This window comes from Saccharothrix carnea (genome assembly GCF_003014735.1).
Lineage (GTDB): Bacteria > Actinomycetota > Actinomycetes > Mycobacteriales > Pseudonocardiaceae > Actinosynnema > Actinosynnema carneum.
Genome location: NZ_PYAX01000022.1, coordinates 14,640 through 37,973, shown reverse-complemented (window position 1 = coordinate 37,973; position 23,334 = coordinate 14,640). Strand labels below are relative to the sequence as shown.

Here is a 23,334-nt window from a genome sequence, read left to right as displayed (position 1 = left end):
GGTCAGACCTCGGCGTCGAGCATGTCCGCGGTCACCGCGGACTCGGTGTCGGGCATGCCCAGTTCCTTCGCCCGCTTGTCGGCCATCGCCAGCAGGCGGCGGATGCGGCCCGCGACGGCGTCCTTCGTCATCTGCGGGTCGGACAGCTGGCCCAACTCCTCCAGCGACGCCTGCCGGTGCGCCAGGCGCAGCGCGCCGGCGGCGGCCAGGTGGTCGGGTGCCTCGGCGCCCAGGATCTCCAGCGCCCGCTGCACCCGGGCGGCGGCGGCGACCGCGGCACGGGCCGAGCGGCGCAGGTTGGCGTCGTCGAAGTTCGCCAGGCGGTTCGCCGTGGCACGCACCTCGCGGCGCATCCGGCGCTCCTCCCAGGCCAGCACGCTGTCGTGCGCGCCGAGCCTGGTCAGCATCGCGCCGATCGCGTCGCCATCCCTTATCACCACGCGCTCCGCGCCGCGCACCTCGCGCGACTTCGAGCCGATGCCCATTCGCCGCGCCGCGCCGACCAGCGCCAACGCCGCCTCGGGACCGGGGCAGGTCACCTCCATCGACGACGACCGGCCCGGTTCGGTCAGCGAGCCGTGCGCCAGGAACGCGCCGCGCCACGCCGCCTCCGCGTCACACACCCCGCCCGACACGACCGGCGCGGGCAGGCCGCGTACCGGGCGCCCGCGCGGGTCCAGCAGGCCCGTCTGCCTGGCCAGCCCCTCGCCGTCCTTGACCACCCGCACCACGAACCTGGTGCCCTTGCGCAGCCCGCTGGACGTGATGGTGAACACGTCCGACTGGTGCCCGTACAGCTCGTGGATCTCCCGCCGCAGCCGGCGCGCCGTGGAACCCAGGTCCAGCTCCGCCTCGACGACCACCCGGCCGCCCACGATGTGCAGTCCGCCCGCGAACCGCAGGAGGGAGGCCACCTCCGCGCGGCGGCAGCAGGTCTTGGAGACGGCCAGCCTGCTCAGCTCGTCCTTCACCGCCGACGTCATCGCCACGGCGCCTCGCCTCCCCTGCTCGTCCGTTGTTCCTGGAGGGTTGTACTCGACGCCCCGGTGGTCCCGTCACCAGGGCCGGCCAACGCCCGGGTGATGCCCAGCGCCAGCGCGGCCGGGTCGTGCCGGTCCGGCGCGCCGGTGACCGCGATGGGTGCCAGGTGCGCGGCAGCGCCGAGAGCTGCGGCGGCCCTGCGCAGCCGGTCCGGCACGGGCACCGCGTCGACGTCCGCGATCACCGCGTCCACCCTCAGCGCGGGCGCGTGGGCGCACAGCACGTCCAGGTGGAGCTCCGGCGAAAAGCCGTCGGTTTCCCCCGGTTGGGGGACGAGGTTGAGCACGACGACCTTCCGCGCCGACGTGCGCACCAACGCGTCGTGCAGCTCGGGCACGAGCAGGTGCGGCAGCACGCTGGTGAACCACGAGCCCGGCCCGAGCAGCACGACGTCCGCCGCGAGCACCGCCTCGACCGCCTCCGGGCAGCCGCGCGGCGCCTCACCGGGACCGCCCGGCCCGTAGAGGCGGATCCGCTGCACCCGACCGGGCGTGGTGGCGATCGCGACCTGGCCGCGGATGCGGCGCACCACGTCGGCGTCGTCGTCCAGGCCGGTCACGTCGGCCTCGATCGACAACGGCTCGGTGCACATCGGCAGCACGCGCCCGCGCACGCCGAGCAGCCTGCCCGCCTCCTCCAGCACCGCCACCGGGTCGCCGAGCTGCTCCAGCAGGCCCGCCAGCACCAGGTTGCCGACCGCGTGCCCGGCGAGCGCGCCCGTGCCGCCGAACCGGTGCTGGAACAGCCGCGACCACAACGCGCTCGACTCGTCCGACCCGGCCAGCGCGACCATGGCTTTGCGCAGGTCACCGGGCGGCAACAGGCCCAGCTCGCGGCGCAGCCGCCCCGAGGAGCCGCCGTCGTCCGCGACCGTCACCACGGCCGTCACGTCGTCGGTCACCCGGCGCAGGGCGGTGAGCGTGGCGTGCAGCCCGTGCCCACCGCCCAGCGCGACCGCTCTGAAGCTCACTCGCGTCCCAGGTCCCGGTGCACGACCTTGACGGCCATGCCGTCCTCGCTGGCCAACCGGCCCGCCAGCTCCTCGGAGATGGCCACGCTGCGGTGCTTGCCGCCGGTGCAGCCGACCGCCAGCGTCAGGTACCGCTTGCCCTCACGCCGGTAGCCGGCGCCGATGAGCCGCAGCAGCTCGTGGTAGCGGTCCAGGAACTCCTCCGCGCCCTCCTGCGTGAGCACGTAGTTGCGCACGTCGCCGTCCAGGCCGGTCTGCTCGCGCAGCTCCGGGATCCAGAACGGGTTCGGCAGGAACCGCACGTCCATGACCAGGTCGGCGTCCATCGGCAGGCCGTACTTGTAGCCGAACGACAGCACCGTGACGCGGGTGCGGGTCGCCGACTCGGTGCCGAACGTGTCCTCGATCTTGGCCCGCAGCTGGTGCACCGACAGCCCGGAGGTGTCCAGCACCAGGTCGGCCTCCTCGCGCAGCGGCGTGAGCAGGATCCGCTCGGCCTCGATGCCGTCTGCCAGCCTGCCGTCCGCCTGCAGCGGGTGGCCGCGCCGCACCGACTCGAACCGCCGGATCAGCACGTCGTCGGTGGCCTCCAGGAACAGCACCTTCGGCTTGTAGCCGCGCGCGTCCAGGTCTTTGATGACCGCTGCCAGGTCCTCGGTGAACGCGCGGCTGCGCACGTCCATCACCACCGCGACCCTGGTGATGGCGCCCCTGGCCTGCGCGCCGAGCTCCACCATGGTCGCGATCAGCTCGGGCGGCAGGTTGTCCACCACGAACCAGCCCAGGTCCTCCAGGCACTTCGCGGCCGTGCTGCGGCCCGCCCCCGACAGGCCCGTCACCACCGCGACTTCGATGCCGGACTTCTCGCCGGCCGGTGCGCTCACTGTGTGCTCCCGTCAGTGTTCGACTACTGGCTCAGCCGCCTGCAGTCCGATCTTCGACTCCGTCGATGGCACTTCGGTACCCGCCGTGCCCAACGTCGCGTGCACGGCCTCGGCGGTGCGCCGGCCCACTCCGGGCACCACGCTGATCTCCTCGATGCTCGCCTCACGCAACTTCTTCAGTGAGCCGAAGTGCTTCAACAACGCCGCCTTGCGCGTCTGCCCCAGGCCCGGCACGTCGTCCAGCGCCGACGTCGTCATCCGCTTGGACCGCTTCTGCCGGTGGTAGGCGATCGCGAACCGGTGCGCCTCGTCGCGCACTCGTTGCAGCAGGTACAGGGCCTCGCTGGTGCGGGGCAGGATCACCGGGTCCGGTTCGCCGGGCACCCACACCTCCTCCAGCCGCTTCGCCAGGCCGATCACCGCGACGTCGGTGATGCCCAGTTCCGCCAAGACGTCGGAGGCTACCTGCGCCTGCGGCGCGCCGCCGTCCACCACCAGCAGGTTCGGCGCGTACGCGAACTTGCGCGGCTTGCCCGTCTCCGGGTCGATGCCGGGCGTCGGGCCGCGGTCGTCCTTGTTGTCGCGCAGGTAGGCCTGGAACCGCCGCCGCACCACCTCGGCGATCGAGCCGACGTCGCCCTGCTCGGCTCCTTCCCGCACGGCGAACCGGCGGTACTCGGACTTGCGCGCCAGACCGTCCTCGAACACCACCAGCGACGCCACCACGTCGGTGCCCTGCACGTGGCTGATGTCGGTGCACTCGATGCGCAGCGGCGCGGTGTCCAGGCCCAACGCCTCCTGCAGCTCCTGCAGCGCCGCCGACCGGGCCGTCAGGTCGCCCGCGCGGCGCAGCTTGTGCTGCTGGAACGCCTCCTTGGCGTTGCGCTCCACCGTCTCCATGAGCGCCCGCTTGTCACCGCGCTGCGGCACCCGCAACGCGACCCTGCCGCCGCGCAGGCCCGCCAGCCACTTCTCGACCGCCTCGGCGTCCTCGGGCAGCTCCGGCACCAGCACCTCGCGCGGCACCGGCGCCGACTCCACGCCGCTGGCCCGCGCCGACTCGACCTGCTCGCCGTAGAACTGGGTGACGAACTGGTCCACCAGGCCCGTCACGCCGGTCTCGTCGACCTTGTCGACCACCCAGCCGCGCTGGCCTCGCACCCGGCCGCCGCGCACGTGGAAGACCTGCACCGACACCTCCAGGTCGTCCTGCGCGAACGCGACCACGTCGGCGTCCGTGCCGTCGCCGAGGACCACGGCCTGCTTCTCCAGGGCCCGCTTCAGCGCCGCCTGGTCGTCGCGCAGGCGGGCGGCCTTCTCGAACTCCAGCTCCTCGGCCGCGGCCGTCATCTCGCGTTCCAGGCGGCGCACCATCGAGTCGGTCTTGCCCGCGAGGAAGTCGCAGAAGTCCTCCACGATGTCGCGGTGCTCGTCCGCGCTGACCCGGCCCACGCACGGCGCCGAGCACTTGTCGATGTAACCGAGCAGGCACGGGCGGCCGATCTGGCCGTGGCGCTTGAACACGCCCGCCGAGCAGGTGCGGGCCGGGAAGACGCGCAGCAGCAGGTCGAGCGTCTCGCGGATCGCCCAGGCGTGCGCGTACGGGCCGAAGTAGCGCACGCCCTTGCGGCGCGGGCCGCGGTAGACGTGCAGGCGGGGGAACTCCTCGTTCAACGTCACCGCGAGGACCGGGTACGACTTGTCGTCGCGGTAGCGGACGTTGAAGCGCGGGTCGAACTCCTTGATCCAGTTGTACTCGAGCTGGAGCGCCTCCACCTCGGTGCCGACGACGGTCCACTCGACGCTCGCGGCGGTGGTCACCATCTGCCGGGTGCGCGGGTGCAGGCCGGCGATGTCGGCGAAGTACGAGTTCAGCCGTTGGCGCAGGCTCTTGGCCTTGCCGACGTACACCACCCGACCGGCGGCGTCGCGGAACTTGTACACGCCGGGAGCTTCGGGGATGGTGCCTGTCGCAGGGCGATAGGTCGACGGATCGGCCACGCGCTAAAGCCTACGTGCGACCCCTGACAGTCTCTCGCATGGGAGACCTCCGCTGTTCCCGGCCGGGCGGGCGGGCCCGGCCGGGTGCGGATCAGGCGGGCACGACCTGGCCAGCCTCCACCTTCACCGGCACCTCCGTCAGGCCCGCGGTGGCCGGGCCCTTCGTCACCGTGCCGTCCGCGGCGTTGAACGTGCTGCCGTGGTTCGGGCACGTGATCACGCCGTTCTCCGGCGGCGACACCGCGGTGCCCTGGTGCGGGCACGAGGCGTCGTAGGCCTTGACCGTCTCGCCGGTGCGCACCAGCACGAGCGGCTTGCTGTTGGCCGGGTTGCCTGCGATCAGGCCGCCGCCGTCCGGCACGTCGGCCAGCGCCGCGATGATCGGCGACCCGCCCGGGGTGGCGCCGCCCGGCGTCGACGCGCCGCCGGTGGCGGTGCCGGTGCCGGTCGGGGTGGACCCGCTGCTGCACGCGGCCAGGCCGCCCGGGACCGCCAGCGCGACCAGCAGGCCGCACATCATCGAGCGACGGGACAGCCCTGTCTTCTCCGTTGAACTCAAAGCAGGTCCTCCGCTGTGTCGTGGTGGGTGGTCGTTCGGCCACACAGGCAATACGACACCACGTGAAGCGGGGTTCAACACTCCAGCCCTTGGGACGGGAATTTCAGGAAAGCAACACGTCCGGCCCGGACACCGCCACCGCGACCTCCGCCAACCCCCGCGGTGACGGGCCGGACAGCACCGCGCCGGTCGTCGGGTCGAACGCGCTGCGGTGCGTGGGACAGCTGATCGTGCCGCCGGCGGGCGGGTTCACCGTCGTGCCCTGGTGCGGGCAGGCCGGATTGAACGCCCGCACCTCCGACTCCGACGCCCTGACCAGCAACAACTGACCGTCACCACCGACGTCGACCAGCGCGCCGGAACCCACCGGGACGTCGGCGAGCCCGGCCACGCGGTCACCCGCACGGGCCGAGCCGACGCCGGGCCGACGCGTCGGCGCACCCGTGCCGCAGCCGGCCAGGGGCGCGGAGGCGGTCAGGGCGAGCAGGCCGCACAGCAGCGTCCGTCGATCCACCCGCCCATCTTCGCCCAGTGCCGCGACCGGCAGCCTTCGCCCCGTACTTCGACGGTCGGACGGGTGGATCGGGGTGCCGGCCCCACGTCCTCATCCTGGTCGGTTGGGGGCGTGGGGCCGGTGCCGCGAGGCACCCCGCCGAGCGCCGGAAGACGAGGTGAGTGTTGCCGGTCGCGGCACTACTGGTCCTTGGCCACCGCCGTGCGGGCCAGCGCCAGCACGGCCGTGAACGGCGGGAACCAGTGCCGCGAGTGCGACGGCGGGTTCGCCCACCTCAGCGACCCGTACCGGGTCATCGTGGGCGGCAGCGCGATGCGCTGCGGGGAGCGGACGAACTGGACCTCGGCGGGTGCCTTCAGGTGCGTGGGCAGCAGGGCGACCAGCTCGGCGAGGAAGATCCAGTGCTCCCGCGGGCCGGGGATGACGGTGACGGGGCCGGCGAGCATCCGGGCCTTGAGGTCGGCCAGCACGCGCGAGCCGATGCGGGCGGGCATGGCCAGGGCGGTGGTGGCGGGGCCGAGCGGCAGGAACACGCCCTGCTCGGTGACCGACACCTTCCACCCCAGCAGCCGGTAACCCGCGATCGCCTCACCGAGGGCCTGCTGGTGCGCGCGGTCACGTGGCCCGTAGCGCGGGCCGTTGTCTGCGGTGGTGGCGGCGGTGATGCTCATCGGCGGAGGTCCCTCCCCGGTCGGGTGGAGTGGGCGGTGTGCGCGGGCCGCGGGGTCGACCCGGCACTGGCACACCACGCAGCGTCCGACCGATCGAGACGTTTCACCACACCGTTATCGGGTCGGATCCATGCACCGCGCGGATCCGGCTCATCCGCCACTCGGTGTCACCCGGTCCCCGACCAGGGGCCTACCCCGCCTTATGCACGAAATGCATGGACTCCTGATCACATCTCTATACACTGGTGAGCACGCTCAGTGACGGGAGCGAGCCATGGAACGGAAAGCTCGAAGAGCAGCCAGTACCAGGCGCGCATGCCCGACGTGCGGGGCGTTGATCGCCGCCGACAACACCGACCGGCTCTGCCAGCGTTGTCGCCGCAACGCGCGGACCGAGCTCTACGGACCACCCGAGGTACCCGCGGACTTCTGGGACCACCAGGCGATGGCTGCCGCGTTCGCCGACCGGAACATGGGCGCCCTCCTCGCCGCCTACCGGCACCACCCCCAGCACGTCAGCCGCGTCACCCAAGACCGCATGGCGTCCTGGCTGGGGATCTCCCAGGCGCAGCTCTCGCGGTACGAGACCGGTGACAACCCGATCGACCGGATCGACCGCCTGCGCCACTTCGCGCGGGTGCTCGGCATCCCGGCCGACCGGCTGTGGTTCGACCGCGTCGGAATCCCAAGCCAGGCGGACGCCGATCGCGGCGCCCCGCCCGATGTGCTCGCCGCGGCGTGGGACGCGTCGAGCATTGCCAGATCGGTCGAGGAGACGGCGAGGAACGACTTGGCGATCAGCAGACGAGCGGCGCTCACCGGAGCCGCCGCGGTGGCGATGGGTCCCGCACTGGTCGAACCGTTGCAGCGGTGGTTGCACCCCCTGCAGCCCCTGTCCAAGTGGTCGTCCAGCGCGGCGATCAGCGAGGAGGAGCTGGCGGCGTTGCAGCGCGTCGCGGACGGGCTGCGCGGGTGGGGTGGCCGGGGCGGGTACGGGTTGGCGCGCAAGGCGGTGCTCGGGCAGCTGGAGGAACTGGCCGAGCGGCTGTCCCGCGCACCGGCGGGCCCGACCACGGAACGGGCCTTCTTCATCGGGGCCGAGCTGTCCAAGGTCGCGGCGAGCATGTCGTGGGACGCGGGCATGCACGACGCGGCGCAGCGGTACTACGTGCTCGGGGTGCGGATGGCGAAGGCGGGCCGCAACGACCCGTTCGCGGCCCTGTGCCTGGCGGCGATGGCCAGGCAGATGTTCGACCTGGGCCGGCCCGAGGACGGTTTAGAGCTGGTCCAGCTGGGCCAGTACGGCACGAGGCGCAACGCCACCCCGACGTTGCAGGCGCTCCTGCTGACCCGTGAGGCGTGGGCGTACGCCCAGATGGGTCGGGTGCGGGAGTTCCACCGGGCGGTCGGGCAGGCGCAGGACAGCTTCGCGCAGCGGCGGCCCGGTTCGGACCCGTGGTGGCTGGACTCGTTCGACGAGGCGGAGCTGGAAGGGGTCATCGGCGCCCGGATGCGCGACCTGGCCGGGCACGACCCGAAGCAGGCGCCGCAGGCGGAGGCGCACATCCGGCGGGCGCTCGACCTGCGCGACCCGGCGCGGGTGCGCAACCGGGCGTTCGACGTCATCGGGTTGGCCCGCACGAAGATGGTGGCGGGCGAGCCCGAGGAGGCGTGCGGGCTGATCCAGCAGGTGCTGCCGACTGCGGCGGGCCTGGCGTCCGGGCGGGTCGTGCGCAAGCTGCAGGACTTCGCCAAGGAGGCCGAGCGGCACCGCGACCTGGCCGTCGTGCGCGACACCCGTGAGGCGATCCGCGGGGTTCGGACGGCCTAGTGATGCGGGTGGGGATCACCGGGCACAGCAATCTGGTGCCCGATTGCGTCGACGTCGTGCGGGAGGGCATCCGCGCGGCGTTGGAGGCCGAGGCGGCGGGCGGGTCATCCCTGGTCGGGGTGACCTGCCTGGCGCCGGGCGCGGACCAGCTGTTCGCGCGGGTGGTGCTGGAGCTGGGCGGCCGGGTCGAGGTCGTGCTGCCCGCGATGGACTACCGGGACAAGCTGAAACCGGAGAAGCGGCCCGCCTACGACGAGCTGCTCGCGCAGGCGCACGTGGTCAGCGTGCTGCCGAACGAGCTGTCCGGGCGGCACGCCTACGTGATGGCCAACGAGCGGATGCTCGCGTCGGTGGAGCTGCTCATCGCGGTGTGGGACGGGCGGCCACCGGACGGGCGCGGCGGCACGGCGGACGTCGTGGAGACCGCGCGGGCGTCGGGCGTGCCGGTGGTGGTCGTGTGGCCGGACGGTGCCCGCCGCGAATAGCGGACAGGAGTCGTCCGCGATAGCCGGCAGACTGCGGTCATGCTGGGAACCTCGGCCCGTCTGCTCAAGCTGCTGTCGTTGTTGCAGGTGCGTCGCGACTGGACCGGCGCGGACCTCGCGCGGCGGCTCGGCGTGGACGTGCGGACCGTGCGGCGTGACGTGGACAAGCTGCGCAACCTCGGCTACCCGGTGAACGCCGCGCCGGGCGTGTCCGGCGGCTACCAGCTGGGCGCGGGCGCCGAGCTGCCGCCGCTGCTGCTGGACGACGACGAGGCCGTGGCGGTCGCCGTCGGGTTGCGGACGGCCGCCAACGGCAGCGTGGTGGGCATCGAGGAGACGTCCGTGCGCGCCCTGGCCAAGCTGGAACAGGTGCTGCCGTCCCGGCTGCGGCGGCGGGTGAACGCGCTGCAGGCCCACACCGTGGCGTTGCCGACGACGCGGGGCTCGCAGGTGGACGCGGGCACGTTGACCGCGATCGCCGGCGCGTGCCGCGACCACCAGCGGCTGCGGTTCGGGTACGCGGGGCGTGACGGTGGCACGAAGCGGCACGTCGAGCCGCTGGGCCTGGCCCACACGGGGCGGCGCTGGTACCTGGTGGCGTGGGACGTGGACAAGGCGGACTGGCGCACGTTCCGGGTGGACCGGATCGTGGAGGAGCCGACGCTCGGCGCCCGGTTCACCCCGCGCGAGCCACCGTCCGACGACCTGGCGTCGTACGTGTCGCGGCAGCTGTCCGTCGCGCCGTACCCGCACGAGGTCCGGCTGATCATGCACGCGTCGTACGAGGTGATCGCGGCCCGCGCCCCGGCCACCTCGGCGCACCTGGAGCGGATCGACGACGACCGGACCAGGCTGACGGTCGGCGCACCGGCGTTGGACGAGGTCGGGCTGTGGGTCGCGATGATCGGCGTCGACTTCGACGTGGAAGGCCCGGAGGAGCTCAAGCACCACCTCCGGGCCACGGCCGAGCGGCTGCTGCGGGCCGCCGGTGACGCGGGTTAGACCCGCAGGACGACCCGGCGCTCCCGGTCGGAGTGCCCCACGACCACCGCGTCGACCGGCACGTGGAACGCGACGTGCTCGCGGTTCTCGCCGACCCCGTACGGCCCGTACAGGTCGTTCGGGATGAAGGCGTCCACGTCCGGGCGGTCGGGCAGGTCGAGCCACAGGCCCGTGACGTGGTAGCCGCGGATCTCGCCGCGCACGGGCGTGCCGGCGGACAGGGACCGCTTGGTCTCCTCCCAGGCGCCGGCACTGGCCTCGGCCCGCGCGAGCACCGCCCGGACGAACCCCGCCGGCGGCCGGTAGTGGTGCCGCACGACGTAGTGGTACACCAGGTTCGGCGCCGCGTAGACGACGCCGGTGCCCGGGACGTCGATCTCGGCGCTGCCCAGCACGACCTCGCCGTCCCCGTCCGGCTCGCACACCGGGTACGCGGCACCCGGCCCGCACAGCCGGCACTGGTGCCAGCCGCGCGTGGGGCGGACGTGGTCGAACCGGACCAGCGCCGACAAGGCCTCGGCGAAGCCGGGTCCGGGTTCGCCGACCTCGAACCGCGACTCCGCACCGAGCCAGCCGACGTTGACCACCGGTCCGGTCACCTCGCCCGAGTACGCGTAGGGCGTCAGGTCCTCGTAGGTCGTCATGGCGTCCCGTCGTTCAGCCGCGTGTGCAGGCCAGACGGTAGGCGGCGGCGCCGATCAGCTCCAGCGAGATCTGCAGCCGGTCCGGGCTCACGTTCTGCGCGATCGTGTCCTCGGGCGTGTGGTAGAGCGGTTCCAGCTCGTGCGGGCCGCCCTCGCCGCGCCAGCTGAAGTTCGCCGCGGCGATCTTGCGCTCGTGGAACGGCACGTGGTCGCTGCTGCCGCGCGGCACCGGGCCGTGCACCTGGGCGCCGTAGCCGAGGCGGGCGGCCGCGGCGGCGACCTCGGCGGTGGTGGCGTTGACGCCGCCGTCCACCGAGAGCAGCCAGTACGCGGTCGCGGGGCCGTGGCTGGTGGCGACCATGTCGTTCTGGAACACGCCCGCGATCCGGGCCGCGTCCGCGTCGGCCAGCTGGTTGACGTAGTAGCGGGAACCGAGCAGGCCCTGCTCCTCCGAGCCCCACAGCGCGAACCGCAGCGCCTTGTGGGTCGGCAGGTGGCGCAGCACGCGGGCCAGTTCGAGGGTCAGCACCGTGCCGCTGCCGTCGTCGTTCGCGCCGGGCGAGCCGGGCACGCTGTCGTAGTGCGCGGTCACCATGACCACGCCGTCGTCGCGGCCGGGGAACGTCGCGGGCCGTTCGGCGATCACGTTGTACGAGGTCAGGCCCGCGAGGTGGGTGGTGGACACGGTCACCGTGACGGCACCGGCCGCCCGCAGCCGCTCCACGTGCACCTGGGCGATGCCCAGCACCGGCACGGCGACGTTCGCGGTCAACGTCGGGGAGAACGCGCCGGTCTTGCCCGCGGGCGGCGTCGAGACCCGGCCGATCAGCACGGCCGCCGCGCCCAGCCGGGCCGCGTCCAGCACCGCCGTGGAACCGGTCGGCACGTTGACCAGCAGCGCGACCTTGCCCGTGAGGTCGGCGGGCAGGGACGTGCCGTTGTCCAGGTCCACCACGGGGCCGGTGGCCGTGACGCCGAGGGCGCCGAAGCGGGACGCGCCCGCGTTCCAGGTGTCCGCGCCGAAGGTGAGCGTGGACAGGTACTTGTCCGGCACGGTGAACGGCTGCAGCGTCACCTGGTAGCGCAGGTCGCGCAGCACGGAGGCGAGGTAGTCGCGGGCGCGGTGCTCGGACTCCGTGCCGCCGATGCGCTGGCCGATCCGCTCGCTGAGCACCCGCAGGTGCTCCATCGCCTTGCGCGCCCGCACCCGGCCCACCACCGGGTAGTCGCCGAGGAGCAGGTCGGGCAGGTCGGACGCGCCGGGCCGCTGTGCCCGTGCCGCCGGGTTCAAGCCGAGCGTCACGGCGCCCGCCACGGCCGCGGCACCGGTCAGGAAGGAACGTCTGCGCATGTGCGGACCCCCAAGCTCGTAGATCACCCGAACCTAGGCAGGGGCCCGAACCCCGACAAGGGTGCCGTTGGCGGACAGGCGTCGGCCAACGGCACCACGACGATCGGCGCTAACGCCGCACACCCGCACCGGCTACGCGCGAACGGTGAACTCGGGGGTCCTGAGCGTTCGACACGCGCGTTCCGAACGTAGGACACTCGCGTTCCGAACGTTGGACTCGCGCGCTAGTGGGTGGCGGAGCGGTGCAGGTCGCGCAGGGCGCGGACGGCGGCCACGGCGTGGTCGCGGTCCACCGCCTGGACGGCCATGATCGACACGTACTCGTCGTCCGGCAGCTCCAGGCGGGCCCACGAGGCGCCGTCCGGGAACGACACGTGCAGCACCTGCTGCCAGGTGAACCGGTGCGCCGTCACCACGTTGCGCACCTCCACGCCCTCGGCGTCGGCACGCACCCGCGGCCGGGTCAGCAGCAGCGCGCCTCCCGCCAGCAGGACGCCCAGGAGGATCATCGCCACCTGGTCGGAGGTCCGGAAGATCACGCCGGTCGGCGTGTCACCCAACAGCAACCCGACCACGGTGAACACCACGACCAGGAACACCGCGCACGACCCGGCGACCAGGCGGATCCTCTTCGGCCGGAACTCGACCACGTCGGCAGCCACGGCGGTCCTCACGAGCCCGCTCGCAGCCCGCGCAGCACGAGCGCCGTGTCCAGCGCCGCCACGCACGCCTCGAAAGCCTTGTCCTCCACCGAGTCCGCGAACCCGGCGCGGGCCAGCGCCTGGTCCTCGTCGTTGGTGGTCAGCACTCCGTTGCCGATCGGCGTCGACTCGTCCAGCGCGACCCTGGTCAGACCGGCGGTCACGGCGTCGCACACGTACTCGAAGTGCGGCGTGCCACCCCGGATCACCACGCCCAGCGCCACCACGGCGTCGTGCGTGCGGGCCAGTTCCTGCGCCACCACCGGCAGCTCCACCGCGCCCGCGACCCGCACCACCGTCGGCGACGCGACACCGGCCTTCGCCGCCGCGGCCAACGCCCGCTCGACCAGGTGGTCGGTGATCTTCGGGTGCCAGCGCGTGGCCACGACGCCCAGCGTCAGGCCCGCCGCGTCGGGGACGACGTCCTCGGGTCGTCCTTCGCCGCTCATTCCGCTCCCTCCGTGGTGGACACCACCGCGCCGCCCTGGGCCAGCGCCTCGTACTGCTCGAGCTGGTGCAGCTCGTGCCCCATCCGGTCGCGCTTGGTGCGCAGGTACCGCAGGTTCTCCGGGTTGGGCGAGATCGGCAACGGCACCCGGTCCAGCACCGTCAGCCCGTAGCCCTCCAGCCCGACCCGCTTGGCCGGGTTGTTGGTCAGCAGCCGCATCGACTTGATGCCCAGCGAGCACAGGATCTGCGCGCCGGTGCCGTAGTCGCGCGCGTCGGCGGGCAGCCCCAGGCCCAGGTTCGCGTCCACGGTGTCCGCGCCGTCGTCCTGCAACTGGTACGCCTGCAGCTTGTGCATCAGCCCGATGCCGCGGCCCTCGTGCCCGCGCATGTAGAGCACGACGCCACGCCCCTGCGCGGCCACCGCCTCCAGCGCGGCGTCCAGCTGCGGGCCGCAGTCGCAGCGCAGCGAGCCGAACACGTCACCGGTCAGGCATTCCGAGTGCACCCGGACCAGCACGTCCTCGCCGTCGCCCAGGTCGCCGTAGACCATCGCGATGTGCTCGATGCCGTCGAGCTTGCTGTCGTAGCCGACCGCGGTGAACGTGCCGTGCGCGGTCGGGATGCGCGCCTCGGCGACCCGCTCGACCTGGGTCTCCTTCCGCCGCCGGTAGGCGATCAGGTCGGCGATGGTGATCAGCACCAGGTCGTGCTTGCGGACGAACAGCTCCAGGTCGTCGCGCCGGGCCATGGTGCCGTCGGCGTTGGCGATCTCGCAGATCGCGCCCGCCGGGTACAGGCCCGCCATCCGGGCCAGGTCGACCGCCGCCTCGGTGTGGCCCGCGCGCCGCAGCACGCCGCCCTCCTTGGCCCGCAGCGGGAACACGTGCCCGGGGCGCACCACGTCGTGGGAGGTCGTCGCGGGGTCGGCCAGCAACCGGATCGTGCGCGCGCGGTCGGCGGCCGAGATGCCGGTGGTGACGCCTTCGCGGGCGTCGACCGACACGGTGAACGCGGTACCCATCCGCTCGGTGTTGTTCCCGACCATCAGGTCGATGCCCAGCCGGTCCAGCGCCTCGGGCTCCATCGGCGTGCACAGCAGGCCGCGGCACTCGGCCATGGTGAACGCCACCAGCTCCGGCGTGGCCTTCTCCGCGGCGAAGATCAGGTCGCCCTCGTTCTCGCGGTCCTCGTCGTCCACGACGACGACGGCCTTGCCCGCCGCGATGTCCGCGATGGCCCGCTCGATGTCGGCGAAGTCGTTCACCGGGCCTCCTCGGCGCGCAGGTGGGGCAGCGCGAGCCGCTCGACGTACTTCGCGAGCACGTCCACCTCCAGGTTGACGTGGTCGCCCGGCACGCGCCGGCCGAGGGTGGTGAGGTCCAACGTGGTCGGGATCAGGCTCACCGTGAACGAGTCCTCCGTGACCGACACCACGGTCAGCGACACGCCGTCCACGGTGATCGAGCCCTTCTCCACCACGTACCGGGCCAGGCCCGGCGGCAGTCCGATGTGGACGATCTCCCAGTGCTCGGCCTTCTCCCGCGCCAGCACCACACCGGTGCCGTCCACGTGGCCCTGCACGATGTGACCGCCCAGGCGCTGGCCCACGGCGGCGGCGCGCTCCAGGTTGACCTGGTCACCCTCGGTGACCTTGGCCAGGCTGCTGCGGGTCAGCGTCTCGCGCATCACGTCCGCGGTGAACGCGCCGCCCACGACGTCCACCACGGTGAGGCACACGCCGTTCACCGCGATCGAATCGCCGTGCTTCGCGTCGCTGGTCACCAACGGACCCGCGATGGTGACGCGGGCCGCGTCCGGCAGGTCTGCGACGGCGACGACCTCACCCAACTCCTCGACGATCCCGGTGAACACCGTTCCTCCTCAACGCGCGGGGACTGCGGAAACCCGCACGTCCGGCCCGCACATACTGACCTGCTCCACGACCAATCCCACAGCGTCGGTGACGGTCGACACCCCCGCGTCCCGCAGGGCCTGCGGACCGTCGCCCAGGAACTTCGGGGCGAGGTAGGCGAGCACCCGGTCGACGCGGCCGGCCGCCGTGAACGCACCCGCCAGGGTAGGCCCGCCCTCCAGCAGCACGTCGACCACGCCCCGCGCGGCCAGCGCGCCGAGCACGACGTCCGGGTCGTGCGTCCGCAGGTGCATCGTCTCCGCCTCGTCGTCCAGCACACGCGCACCCGGCGGCAGGTCACCCTTCCCGACGACGACCCGCAGCGGCTGCCTGACCCCATCCTGCCCCGGACGCGACGTCCGCGCGGTCAATCTCGGGTCATCGGTGCGGACCGTCCCGGTGCCGACCACGATCGCGTCCACCTTCGTCCGGAACTCGTGCACCTCGGCCCGTGACTCCGGCGAGCTGATCCACCGGCTGCTGCCGTCACCGGCCGCGACCCGCCCGTCCAGACTGGACGCGAACTTCCAGGTCACGTGCGGTCGCCCGGTCCGCGCGTAGTGCAACCACGCCCGCAACACACCCCGCTCCACGACCTCTCCCGACAACCCGCCCTCGACCCGGACCCCGGCCGCCCGCAAGACCTCGGCCCCACCGGCCGCCTGCGGATTCGGGTCCGCCACCGCGAACACCACCCGCGCCACCCCGGCCTCGATCAACGCCCCGGTGCACGGCGGCGTCCGCCCGTGGTGCGAACACGGCTCCAACGTCACCACCGCCGTCCCGCCCCTGGCCGCCGGACCCGCCGCCGCCAACGCCACCACCTCGGCATGCGCGCCACCGGGCGGCCGGGTGGCACCCTCGCCCACCACCCGCCCACCGGCGTCCAAGATCACACAACCCACCGGCGGGTTCGGGCTGGTCGTGCCCCTCACCCGCTCACCGGCCGCCACGGCCAGCGCCATCGCCTCGTCCACGTTCACCGCGCGCGGGCCGCCTGCTCGCGCAACCGCTCCAGCGCGACACCGGGATCCGCCGCGTCGTACACCGCCGACCCGGCCACGAAGCAGTCGACCCCGGCCTCCGCCGCCTGCTCGATCGTGTCCGCGTTGATCCCACCGTCGATCTCGACGACCAACCTGAGGTGCCCGGTGTCCACCAACCGCCGCGCCGCCCGCACCTTGTCCAGCACCTCGGCCATGAACGACTGCCCGCCGAACCCCGGCTCCACCGACATGACCAGCAACGTGTCGTAGTGCTTCAGCACGTCCACGTACGGCTCCAACGGCGTCCCGGGCTTCAGCGACAACCCCGCCTTCGCGCCCGCCGCCCTCAGGTTCTTCGCCAACGCCACCGGGTCCCCCGCCGCCTCCACGTGCACCGTGACGTTGTAGGCGCCGGCCTCCGCGTACCCGATGGCCCAGCGATCCGGGTCCTCGATCATCAGGTGGCAGTCCAGCGGCAGGTCGGTCGCCTTGCGCAGCGACTTCACCACCGGGAGCCCGATGGTCAGGTTGGGCACGAAGTGCGCGTCCATGACGTCCACGTGCAGCCAGTCTGCCGACGCCACGGCGGCGGCCTCGTCGGCGAGTCGGGCGAAATCGGCGGACAGGATGCTCGGGGCGATCATCGGCTGGTGGACCACGGGTGCCGAGTCTAGGCGTCCCCGATTGCCCGGACCTGCACGGGAGCCATATTTCGCCCCACACCTTTCCGACTACTCACGCGGGTAGTTCCCCAGCCGGTGTGGTGGCCATTACGTTCGTCACCGGGGGGCAGCAACTGGGGAGCACTGGGGATGAATGCCGAATTCCGTCACAAGATCGTCCTGATCACCGGCGCCTGTTCACCGCTCGGCGCCGAGGTGGTCGAGTCACTGGCCGGCCAGGGCGCGCTCGTCGTCGCCGTCGACAGCGACGGCGCGAGACTGGCCGACCTGGTCGAACGCCTCCACGCACAGCGCCTGCGCATCGCGGGCAGGCAGATCGACGTCACGTCGAGCGCCGCCGTGGACGCCCTCGTCGACCAGGTGGAACGAGAGTTCGGCGAGATCGACGCCCTGGTGGCCATGGCCGGCGCCCTGCGCCCCGGCCCAGCCCTCTCGATCACCGACGACGACTGGTCACACAGCTTCGCCGTCAACGTCGACGGCGTGTTCAACATCTCGCGAGCCGTCGCCACCAGAATGGTCGACCGGACCAGGGGCACGATCATCATGGTGCCCGCCCACGCCGTCGCCGTACCGAGATCAGGCATCGCCGCCTACGCCGCGTCACGCGCAGCAGCCATCGCCTACACAGAGTGCCTGGCCGTCGAAGTAGCGTCCCGCGGCGTCCACTGCGCCGTAGTAGCCCCAACCGACGTCCACCGCGTCGCCGACGAAGTCGGATTCCTCCTCGCCGACCCCACCAACACCACCAACACCGCCGTCGGCGCCTAACACACTGAATTCATCCGACGACCATTCATCCCACCACCACCACAACCGACCCGACCTAACCCACAACGGACCACATCGGACCCGCAAAAGGCCCCATGTCAAATCGAGCCTGACCCGACCACCGAGCCGGGGCGTGGAGTCTCGAGGTCTTGACGTCTCAACCACAGCCGACTTCGCCACCCTCACACCGACGACGTCCCCGCCGCCTCCGCAACCCCCGCCACCTCCTGCTCATGCTCATGCTCATGCTCATGCGCGAACCTCGCCAACTCCACCCTCGAACTGATCCCCAACTTCTTGAAGATCCCCCGCAAGTGGTAGTTCACCGTGTGCGGCGACAGGAACAACTGCCTCGCCACCTGCCGGTTGGTCAACCCCGCCCCCACCAGCCGCGCGATATCCCGCTCCGCCTCCGACAACAACCCCCACTCCACCTCTCCCGCACCACCACCAACCCCCCCCACCCCACGTAACCGCGCCAACTCCCCCTCCGCCCCCATCCGCTCGAAGATCCGCGACGCCTCCGTCGTGTGAGCCGACGCCCGCCCCGCCTCCCCCGCCTCCCGCAGCAACCCGGCCAGGTCCTCGTTCGCGTTCGCCTGCGCCCACGGGTGCCGGTGCCGCCCCGCCACCGCCTGCAACCGCTCCACGTCCCGCTCGAACAACGCCCGCGCGTGCCCGGCCGCCACCGACACCGCCTCGAACCCGGGGTTGTCCGCGGCCAACGTCTCCGCCGCTCCCACCACCTCGCCGGCCAACCCGCCGTCCCCCGCCACCAACGCCTGCCGCACCAGCCACGACGCCGCTCCCGGCTCCTCGATCAGCATCCGCCGCGCCACTCCCGGGTCGGCCACCCGCTCCCGCGCCAGCTCCACGACCCGCTGCGCCCCACCCTGGGCGTGCGCCAGCAACAACTCCACCCAGTCGTACTGCCCCGAGTGCAGCACCGCCTCGCCCGCCGCCAGGTCCGCCCGGTACCGGCGCACGTGCTCGGCCGCCGCCGCGATCTCACCCCGGTGCAACGCCACCGTCGCCAGCACGGTCGACGCCAGCGGCACCAGGATCCGCAGCCCCCGGTCCCGGGCGGTCGACGCCCCGCGCCGCGCCGTCGCCAACGCCTGCGCCAACTTCCCCGCCTGCACCAGCACCCGCGCCCGCGCGATCGTCCGCGCTGTCGGCGACCCCGCCGTCACGGCCTCGTCGTCGCAGGCGACACCGTCGCGCACCAACCGCTCGGCCTGCTCGAACTCCCCCAGCGCGGACAGCTTCAACGCGAACGACACCGCCGACTGCGACTGCCACCACGAGGTGGGCCGGTCCAGTTCCCAGCGGGTCGACTCACGGCCCCAGTACATGCCCTCGGCGAGGCGTCCGGCGTTCCACTCCAGGCACGAGTGGACGGTCGCCGCCATCACCACGTCCGCGTCACCGGGTTCCCGGTCGCGGGTGGTCAACACCGACAGCGCGTGCGCGCCCGCCCGGCTCCCGGTCGCGAAGTACAGCGACAACAGCCGCCCGGCCTGCGCCAACCGGCGCCACGGCGCGGGCACACCCGACGTCGCCAGCACGTGCTCCAGTTCGGACGCCGCGTCGGCGGGCCTGCCGTCCGCGAGCAGGATCCCGGCCAGCACCACGTGCAGCTCCGCCGCCGCACCGGCGGGCACCCCACCCGCCAGGCTCTCCCGGGCCAACGCGATGGCGGCGCCGAGCCTGCCGTTGGCGGCCAACGACCGCACCCCGCTCACCGCGACCGCACCCTTGCTCGCGTCACCCTCCCCGACCGCACCCTCTGCGGCCTCGTCCGCCCCGGCTTGGTCCACCCCGACCTCGTCCACCCCGTCCGCCACCGGCCGCGTGCGCAGCACCTCCGCGTCGTGCCGCAGGGCGTGCCGCACCGACCCGGGCATCGAGTCCACCACCGCCCGCCACACCAGGTCGGACCCGAACTCCAGCCGCTCGTCCACGCACACCACCAGCCCCGAGGCCAGCACCTCGTCCACGGCGAGCAGCAACGCGCCCGTGGTCTCGTTCATCATCGCGGCCACGTCCTGGAGCAGGAACGACCGGCCGATCACAGCCGCGACCCGCAACACCTGGGTCGCCTTGGCCGACATCGCGTCGACCTGCCGCCGCACCACGGCTCCGACCCGGCGCGGCAGCCACCCGCCACGGGGCCGGGCCACGCCGCCGACCACGTCGAGCCGTCCTTCTTCCCGCAGCCCCGCGATGAGTTCCGCGACCAGCCGGGGATTGCCGCCCGCGCCCGCGGTGAACGTCGCCAGGTCCGGGTGCGGTGTCGCGTCCAGCAGGTCGGTGACCATCCGCTCGACCGCGTCGTCGTCGAGCGGGCCGAGCCGCAGCACCTCGCCGTGACCGCTCAACGCCTCCCGGACGTCCGCCCCGGCCGACTCCCCGCACAGCGCCACCAGCACCGAGACCAGCGGGTGCCCGGCCCGGGCCGGCAGCTCCAGCAGCGCCGCCGGGTCCTCGTGCGCCTGGTCGACCGCGATCAGCACGGGCACCCGGTCGATTTCCACCCGATCGAGCGCCTCGATCACGTCGACCGACGCCGCCAACCTCCGGCCGGAGACCGGCACGACGGAGTAGCCGCGGTCGTGGGCGGCGGTGACCGCCCCACGCAGCAGGGACGTCTTTCCGGAGCACGGCGGGCCGTCGATGGCCAGCAGGCCACCGGGCGCGGACAGGAAGCGGAGAACCGAAGCCCATTCACGATCCCGGCCGTACAATTTCGACACAATCCAGACTGCTACGCGTCTCGACTGACTGTCAATTCAGCGGGGTTTCGCCGTTACCGCGATTTTCACCTGATGCGACGAGTGGTGCCACCCGATCCAGTTCACGCACCACCGATCGGTGATCGGCCGCCAACACCACCCCGGCGGACCGCAGCACGGCCAGGTGGCCGTCGAACGCCGGGTGCGCGGCCTGGTCGTCGGACACCTGCGGCACCACGACCATCGGCGCACGGCGGCCCAACGCCTCGCACAGCACCGTGAGCGCCTGGTTGTCGGCGATCCCCAACGCCAGCTTGGCCAGCGAGTTCGCGGTCGCCGGCGCGAACACGAACGCGTCCGGCACCGGGTGGGGCTTGGGTTCGGCCGGCAGCCGGGACGTCCACCGGACCGGCAGCCCGGTCAGCTCCGCCAACGCCGGCACCTGCGGCTCCAACCACCGGGCCGCCGAAGGGGTGAACGTGATCGCCAACCGCCACCCCTCGGCCGCCAGGGGCCTGGCGAGCTCGTCCACGAACCACCGCTCGACCCCACCGGCCGCCGACGCGACCAGCCCGAGCACCTTCACCGCAGCCTCACCCGCACCAACTCCACCCCACCACTCCTCACCTGCGCCAGCCGCACCCGAGCCCGGCTCACCCGACCGCTCTCACCCGAACCGACGCCACCGGAGCCCGGCTCACCCGACCGCGCCCCACCCGACCCCGCTCACCCGTCCCGCGCTCACACCGGCCGCCGCAGCATCGCGCAGAACATCGCGTCCGTCCCGTGCTTGTGCGGCCACAACTGCACCTGCGGCCCGTCACCCAGGTCCGGCACACCGGGGAAGAACTCCCGCGCGTCCAACCACTCCGCCTCGGTCCGGCGCGCGACGTCTGCGACCACACCCACCGTCTCCGACAGGTGCGGCGTGCACACCACGTACGCCACCACACCCCCGGGCCGGACCAGCGTCAACGCCGCCGTCAACAGCTCGCGCTGCAACCGGGCCAGCGGCGCCACGTCAGACGGCTGCCGCCGCCACCGCGCCTCCGGCCGCCGCCGCAACGCGCCCAAGCCGGTGCACGGCGCGTCCACCAGCACCCGGTCGAACCCGCCCTCCTCCAGCCCGGACTCGCGACCATCGGCCACGTGCACCGTGATCGGCAGGTCGCCCGCGGCCTTGCGGATCAGGTCCGCCCGGTGCGGCGCCTTCTCCACCGCGTCCATCGACGCGCCCGACAGCACGGCCAGCGAGCCGAGCAGCACCGCCTTCCCACCAGGCCCCGCGCACAGGTCGAGCCACCGCTCGTCCCGCCCTTCGAGCGGCACCCGCGTCAACGCCACCGCGCACAGCTGGCTGCCCTCGTCCTGCACCGCCGCCAACCGCTGGCGCACCGGGTCGAGGTCGCCCGGGTCACCCGCGCCCGCGTCCAGGTGCACCCCGTACGGCGAGTACGGCGCCGCCTCGCCGCCGGTCATCGCGGCCAGCTCGTCCGCGCTGCACTCGCCTGGCCGGGCGGCCAGGTGCACCGCCGGCCTCATGTCGTCGGCGGCCAGCGCCTCGCGCAACGGCTCCCCACGACTGCCCAGCGCCTCGGCGAACGCCTGCGCGATCCACCGGGGGTGCGCGTTGGCCATGGCCACGTACCCGATCGGGTCGGTGTCCTCGTCCGGCGCGACCTCTTCCACCCAGGCCGCCTCGTCCTGCCCGGTGACGCGCCGCAGCACCGCGTTCGCGAACCCGGCCGCGCCCGATCCCCGGTCCGCCCGCACCAGGTCGACGGTCGACGCGACCGCCGCGTGCGCCGGGATGCGGGTGCGCAGCAGCTGGTAGGCGCCCAGCCGCAACGCGTCGAGCACCGCGCCGTCCACTTCGGACAACGGCCGGTCGGTGCACGCGGCCAGCACCGCGTCCAGCAGCCCTTGGGCGCGCAGCGACCCGTAGGTCAGCTCGGTCGCCAGGGCCGCGTCACGCCCGGTGATCCGACGTTCGCGCAGGATCCCCGGCAGCACCAGGTTGGCGTAGGCGTCACGCTGCCGGACCGCGCGCAGGGTGTCCAGCGCCGCCTGCCGGGCCGGGTCGTCCACCGGCGGCCGGGCCGGGCCGGTGCGCCCGCGCGGTGGGTGGGCCCGCTGCGGGCGGGATGGACGCGAAGACCTCTGGGTCATGAAATCCGTTCCCCCGCCTCGATCCGGGCGCCGCGCGCCCAGTCGGTCGCCGACATCCGCTTCTTGCCCTGCGCCTGCACGTCGCCCAGCGCCACCGGCTCGGTGGCCGTGCCGACCAGCACGCGCTTGCGCTCCGCCCGGATCTCGCCGGGCGCGAGCGGCTCACCGTCCGGTACCTCGACCGGGAGCACCGGGCCGAGCTTGAGCCGTTCACCGCGGAACTCGGCCCACGCGCCGGGGTCCGGCGTCACCGCGCGGGCCACCCGGTCGATCGCGGCGGCGGGCGTGCCGAAGTCGAGCCGGGCGTCGTCCACGGTCACCTTCGGCGCGTAGCTCACGCCCTCCGACGGCTGCTCCACGGGCCGGAGCGTGCCGTCCGCGATACCGTCCACAGTGGACAGCAGCAGCTTCGCGCCCGACTCGGCGAGCCTGCCGAGCAGGTCACCGGCCGTGTCCCGCTCGCGAACCCGCTCGGTCACCACGCCGAACACCGGGCCCGCGTCCAGCTCCTTGACGATGCGGAACGTGGTCGCGCCGGTGATGTCGTCGCCGTGCCGCACGGACGCCTGCACGGGCGCCGCGCCGCGCCAGGCCGGCAGCACCGAGAAGTGCAGGTTCACCCAGCCGTGGCGAGGGATCGCCAGGGCCGACTCGGGCAGCAGCGCGCCGTAGGCCACCACCGGGCACAGGTCCGGCTCCAGCTCCTTCAACCGGGCCTGGAACGCCGGGTCGCCCGCCTTGGCCGGGGTCAGCACCTCGATGCCGAGCTCGTCGGCCAGAGCCGCGACGGGTGAGCGCTCGACCCGGCGACCACGTCCGGACGGCGCGTCCGGCCGGGTCACCACGGCCACGACCTCGTGCCGGTCCGACTCCAGCAGCGCCCGCAGCGACGGCAGCGCGACCTCGGGCGTGCCCGCGAAGACCAACCGCATGTCAGATCCCTCCGCAACGCACGTCGGGACTCGGACGGCACG

The 23,334-nt window shown here is 73.1% G+C and carries 23 protein-coding genes; 4 read left to right on the top strand and 19 right to left on the bottom strand.

Annotated features, from left to right (window positions below):
• Nucleotides 1–2: 2 nt before the first annotated feature.
• The 7 genes from whiA to B0I31_RS36770 all read right to left on the bottom strand — a co-directional run bounded on the left by whiA (nt 3) and on the right by B0I31_RS36770 (nt 6,640).
• Nucleotides 3–989: a DNA-binding protein WhiA gene (gene whiA / locus B0I31_RS36800; RefSeq protein ID WP_053721404.1), complete on the bottom strand. Its 987-nt coding sequence runs from the start codon at nt 987–989 to the stop codon at nt 3–5.
• The gene (locus B0I31_RS36795; protein WP_106620001.1) at nt 980–2,011 is read right to left on the bottom strand and encodes a gluconeogenesis factor YvcK family protein; all 1,032 of its coding nucleotides are present in this window, start codon (nt 2,009–2,011) and stop codon (nt 980–982) included. Before B0I31_RS36795 ends, whiA begins: the two co-directional genes overlap by 10 nt.
• Nucleotides 2,008–2,865, bottom strand: coding sequence for an RNase adapter RapZ (gene rapZ, locus B0I31_RS36790; RefSeq protein WP_073894770.1), 858 nt, complete (start codon nt 2,863–2,865; stop codon nt 2,008–2,010). Before rapZ ends, B0I31_RS36795 begins: the two co-directional genes overlap by 4 nt.
• A gap of 42 nt (nt 2,866–2,907) precedes the next feature.
• Complete coding sequence (uvrC, locus tag B0I31_RS36785; RefSeq protein ID WP_106620000.1) at nt 2,908–4,896, bottom strand: excinuclease ABC subunit UvrC; 1,989 nt, start codon at nt 4,894–4,896, stop codon at nt 2,908–2,910.
• Between the two features lie 91 nt (nt 4,897–4,987).
• Complete coding sequence (locus tag B0I31_RS36780; RefSeq protein WP_106619999.1) at nt 4,988–5,455, bottom strand: Rieske (2Fe-2S) protein; 468 nt, start codon at nt 5,453–5,455, stop codon at nt 4,988–4,990.
• Nucleotides 5,456–5,558: 103 nt separating this feature from the next.
• Nucleotides 5,559–5,969, bottom strand: coding sequence for a Rieske (2Fe-2S) protein (locus tag B0I31_RS36775; RefSeq protein ID WP_106619998.1), 411 nt, complete (start codon nt 5,967–5,969; stop codon nt 5,559–5,561).
• A 179-nt stretch (nt 5,970–6,148) separates the two neighbouring features.
• A complete protein-coding gene (locus B0I31_RS36770; RefSeq protein WP_073894610.1) occupies nt 6,149–6,640 on the bottom strand; it encodes a hypothetical protein in 492 nt (163 codons plus the stop codon).
• Between the two features lie 334 nt (nt 6,641–6,974).
• Between B0I31_RS36770 and B0I31_RS36765 the strand changes: the two genes are divergently transcribed.
• Genes B0I31_RS36765 through B0I31_RS36755 form a run of 3 tightly spaced genes read left to right on the top strand, consistent with a single transcriptional unit; the run spans nt 6,975 to nt 9,958 of the window.
• Nucleotides 6,975–8,471, top strand: a complete 1,497-nt coding sequence (locus B0I31_RS36765) for a helix-turn-helix domain-containing protein (RefSeq protein WP_245950707.1) — start codon at nt 6,975–6,977, stop codon at nt 8,469–8,471.
• 2 nt (nt 8,472–8,473) lie between these two features.
• Nucleotides 8,474–8,956 (top strand): hypothetical protein, encoded by a 483-nt coding sequence (locus tag B0I31_RS36760; protein ID WP_106620046.1) that lies wholly within the window; start codon nt 8,474–8,476, stop codon nt 8,954–8,956.
• Between the two features lie 39 nt (nt 8,957–8,995).
• Nucleotides 8,996–9,958, top strand: coding sequence for a helix-turn-helix transcriptional regulator (locus B0I31_RS36755; protein ID WP_106619996.1), 963 nt, complete (start codon nt 8,996–8,998; stop codon nt 9,956–9,958).
• On the opposite strand, the gene B0I31_RS41030 is transcribed toward B0I31_RS36755, so the two are convergent.
• The 8 genes from B0I31_RS41030 to rpe all read right to left on the bottom strand — a co-directional run bounded on the left by B0I31_RS41030 (nt 9,955) and on the right by rpe (nt 16,646).
• Entirely contained in the window at nt 9,955–10,602 is a 648-nt protein-coding gene (locus B0I31_RS41030) for a DUF7919 family protein (RefSeq protein WP_181320737.1), read from the bottom strand. The genes B0I31_RS36755 and B0I31_RS41030 overlap by 4 nt on opposite strands.
• 13 nt (nt 10,603–10,615) lie before the next feature.
• Nucleotides 10,616–11,953: a M28 family peptidase gene (locus B0I31_RS36745; RefSeq protein ID WP_106619995.1), complete on the bottom strand. Its 1,338-nt coding sequence runs from the start codon at nt 11,951–11,953 to the stop codon at nt 10,616–10,618.
• Nucleotides 11,954–12,177: 224 nt separating this feature from the next.
• A complete protein-coding gene (locus B0I31_RS36740) occupies nt 12,178–12,615 on the bottom strand; it encodes a PH domain-containing protein (RefSeq protein WP_106619994.1) in 438 nt (145 codons plus the stop codon).
• 8 nt (nt 12,616–12,623) lie between these two features.
• On the bottom strand, nt 12,624–13,103 hold the full coding sequence (gene ribH / locus B0I31_RS36735) for a 6,7-dimethyl-8-ribityllumazine synthase (protein WP_106619993.1): 480 nt from the start codon (nt 13,101–13,103) through the stop codon (nt 12,624–12,626).
• Complete coding sequence (locus tag B0I31_RS36730) at nt 13,100–14,368, bottom strand: bifunctional 3,4-dihydroxy-2-butanone-4-phosphate synthase/GTP cyclohydrolase II (RefSeq protein ID WP_106619992.1); 1,269 nt, start codon at nt 14,366–14,368, stop codon at nt 13,100–13,102. Before B0I31_RS36730 ends, ribH begins: the two co-directional genes overlap by 4 nt.
• Nucleotides 14,365–14,976: a riboflavin synthase gene (locus tag B0I31_RS36725; RefSeq protein ID WP_106619991.1), complete on the bottom strand. Its 612-nt coding sequence runs from the start codon at nt 14,974–14,976 to the stop codon at nt 14,365–14,367. The genes B0I31_RS36730 and B0I31_RS36725 overlap by 4 nt, the downstream gene beginning before the upstream one ends.
• A 9-nt stretch (nt 14,977–14,985) precedes the next feature.
• The gene (gene ribD, locus B0I31_RS36720) at nt 14,986–15,981 is read right to left on the bottom strand and encodes a bifunctional diaminohydroxyphosphoribosylaminopyrimidine deaminase/5-amino-6-(5-phosphoribosylamino)uracil reductase RibD (protein WP_106620045.1); all 996 of its coding nucleotides are present in this window, start codon (nt 15,979–15,981) and stop codon (nt 14,986–14,988) included.
• 14 nt (nt 15,982–15,995) lie between these two features.
• Entirely contained in the window at nt 15,996–16,646 is a 651-nt protein-coding gene (rpe, locus tag B0I31_RS36715; protein WP_106620044.1) for a ribulose-phosphate 3-epimerase, read from the bottom strand.
• A 168-nt stretch (nt 16,647–16,814) separates the two neighbouring features.
• Between rpe and B0I31_RS36710 the strand changes: the two genes are divergently transcribed.
• Complete coding sequence (locus B0I31_RS36710; protein ID WP_106619990.1) at nt 16,815–17,456, top strand: SDR family NAD(P)-dependent oxidoreductase; 642 nt, start codon at nt 16,815–16,817, stop codon at nt 17,454–17,456.
• Between the two features lie 182 nt (nt 17,457–17,638).
• Here the strand turns inward: B0I31_RS36710 and B0I31_RS36705 are convergent, their stop codons facing one another.
• The 4 genes from B0I31_RS36705 to fmt form a co-directional block, all read right to left on the bottom strand.
• The gene (locus B0I31_RS36705) at nt 17,639–20,212 is read right to left on the bottom strand and encodes a helix-turn-helix transcriptional regulator (protein ID WP_146174099.1); all 2,574 of its coding nucleotides are present in this window, start codon (nt 20,210–20,212) and stop codon (nt 17,639–17,641) included.
• Between the two features lie 31 nt (nt 20,213–20,243).
• On the bottom strand, nt 20,244–20,777 hold the full coding sequence (locus tag B0I31_RS36700) for a flavoprotein (RefSeq protein ID WP_106619988.1): 534 nt from the start codon (nt 20,775–20,777) through the stop codon (nt 20,244–20,246).
• A gap of 155 nt (nt 20,778–20,932) precedes the next feature.
• On the bottom strand, nt 20,933–22,360 hold the full coding sequence (locus B0I31_RS36695; protein WP_106619987.1) for an RsmB/NOP family class I SAM-dependent RNA methyltransferase: 1,428 nt from the start codon (nt 22,358–22,360) through the stop codon (nt 20,933–20,935).
• Nucleotides 22,357–23,292 carry a methionyl-tRNA formyltransferase gene (fmt, locus tag B0I31_RS36690; RefSeq protein ID WP_106619986.1) on the bottom strand — a complete coding sequence of 312 codons (936 nt, stop codon included), beginning with the start codon at nt 23,290–23,292 and terminating at the stop codon, nt 22,357–22,359. Before fmt ends, B0I31_RS36695 begins: the two co-directional genes overlap by 4 nt.
• Nucleotides 23,293–23,334 lie beyond the last annotated feature (42 nt).

Coding starts and splice junctions, on each gene's coding strand:
- B0I31_RS36770 (WP_073894610.1), bottom strand. CDS start 6,640: ATGAGCATCACCGCCGCCACCACCGCAGACAACGGCCCGCGCTACGGG.
- B0I31_RS36760 (WP_106620046.1), top strand. CDS start 8,474: ATGCGGGTGGGGATCACCGGGCACAGCAATCTGGTGCCCGATTGCGTC.
- B0I31_RS36755 (WP_106619996.1), top strand. CDS start 8,996: ATGCTGGGAACCTCGGCCCGTCTGCTCAAGCTGCTGTCGTTGTTGCAG.
- B0I31_RS41030 (WP_181320737.1), bottom strand. CDS start 10,602: ATGACGACCTACGAGGACCTGACGCCCTACGCGTACTCGGGCGAGGTG.
- B0I31_RS36745 (WP_106619995.1), bottom strand. CDS start 11,953: ATGCGCAGACGTTCCTTCCTGACCGGTGCCGCGGCCGTGGCGGGCGCC.
- ribH (WP_106619993.1), bottom strand. CDS start 13,103: ATGAGCGGCGAAGGACGACCCGAGGACGTCGTCCCCGACGCGGCGGGC.
- ribD (WP_106620045.1), bottom strand. CDS start 15,981: ATGGCGCTGGCCGTGGCGGCCGGTGAGCGGGTGAGGGGCACGACCAGC.
- rpe (WP_106620044.1), bottom strand. CDS start 16,646: ATGATCGCCCCGAGCATCCTGTCCGCCGATTTCGCCCGACTCGCCGAC.
- B0I31_RS36710 (WP_106619990.1), top strand. CDS start 16,815: ATGAATGCCGAATTCCGTCACAAGATCGTCCTGATCACCGGCGCCTGT.
- B0I31_RS36695 (WP_106619987.1), bottom strand. CDS start 22,360: ATGACCCAGAGGTCTTCGCGTCCATCCCGCCCGCAGCGGGCCCACCCA.
- fmt (WP_106619986.1), bottom strand. CDS start 23,292: ATGCGGTTGGTCTTCGCGGGCACGCCCGAGGTCGCGCTGCCGTCGCTG.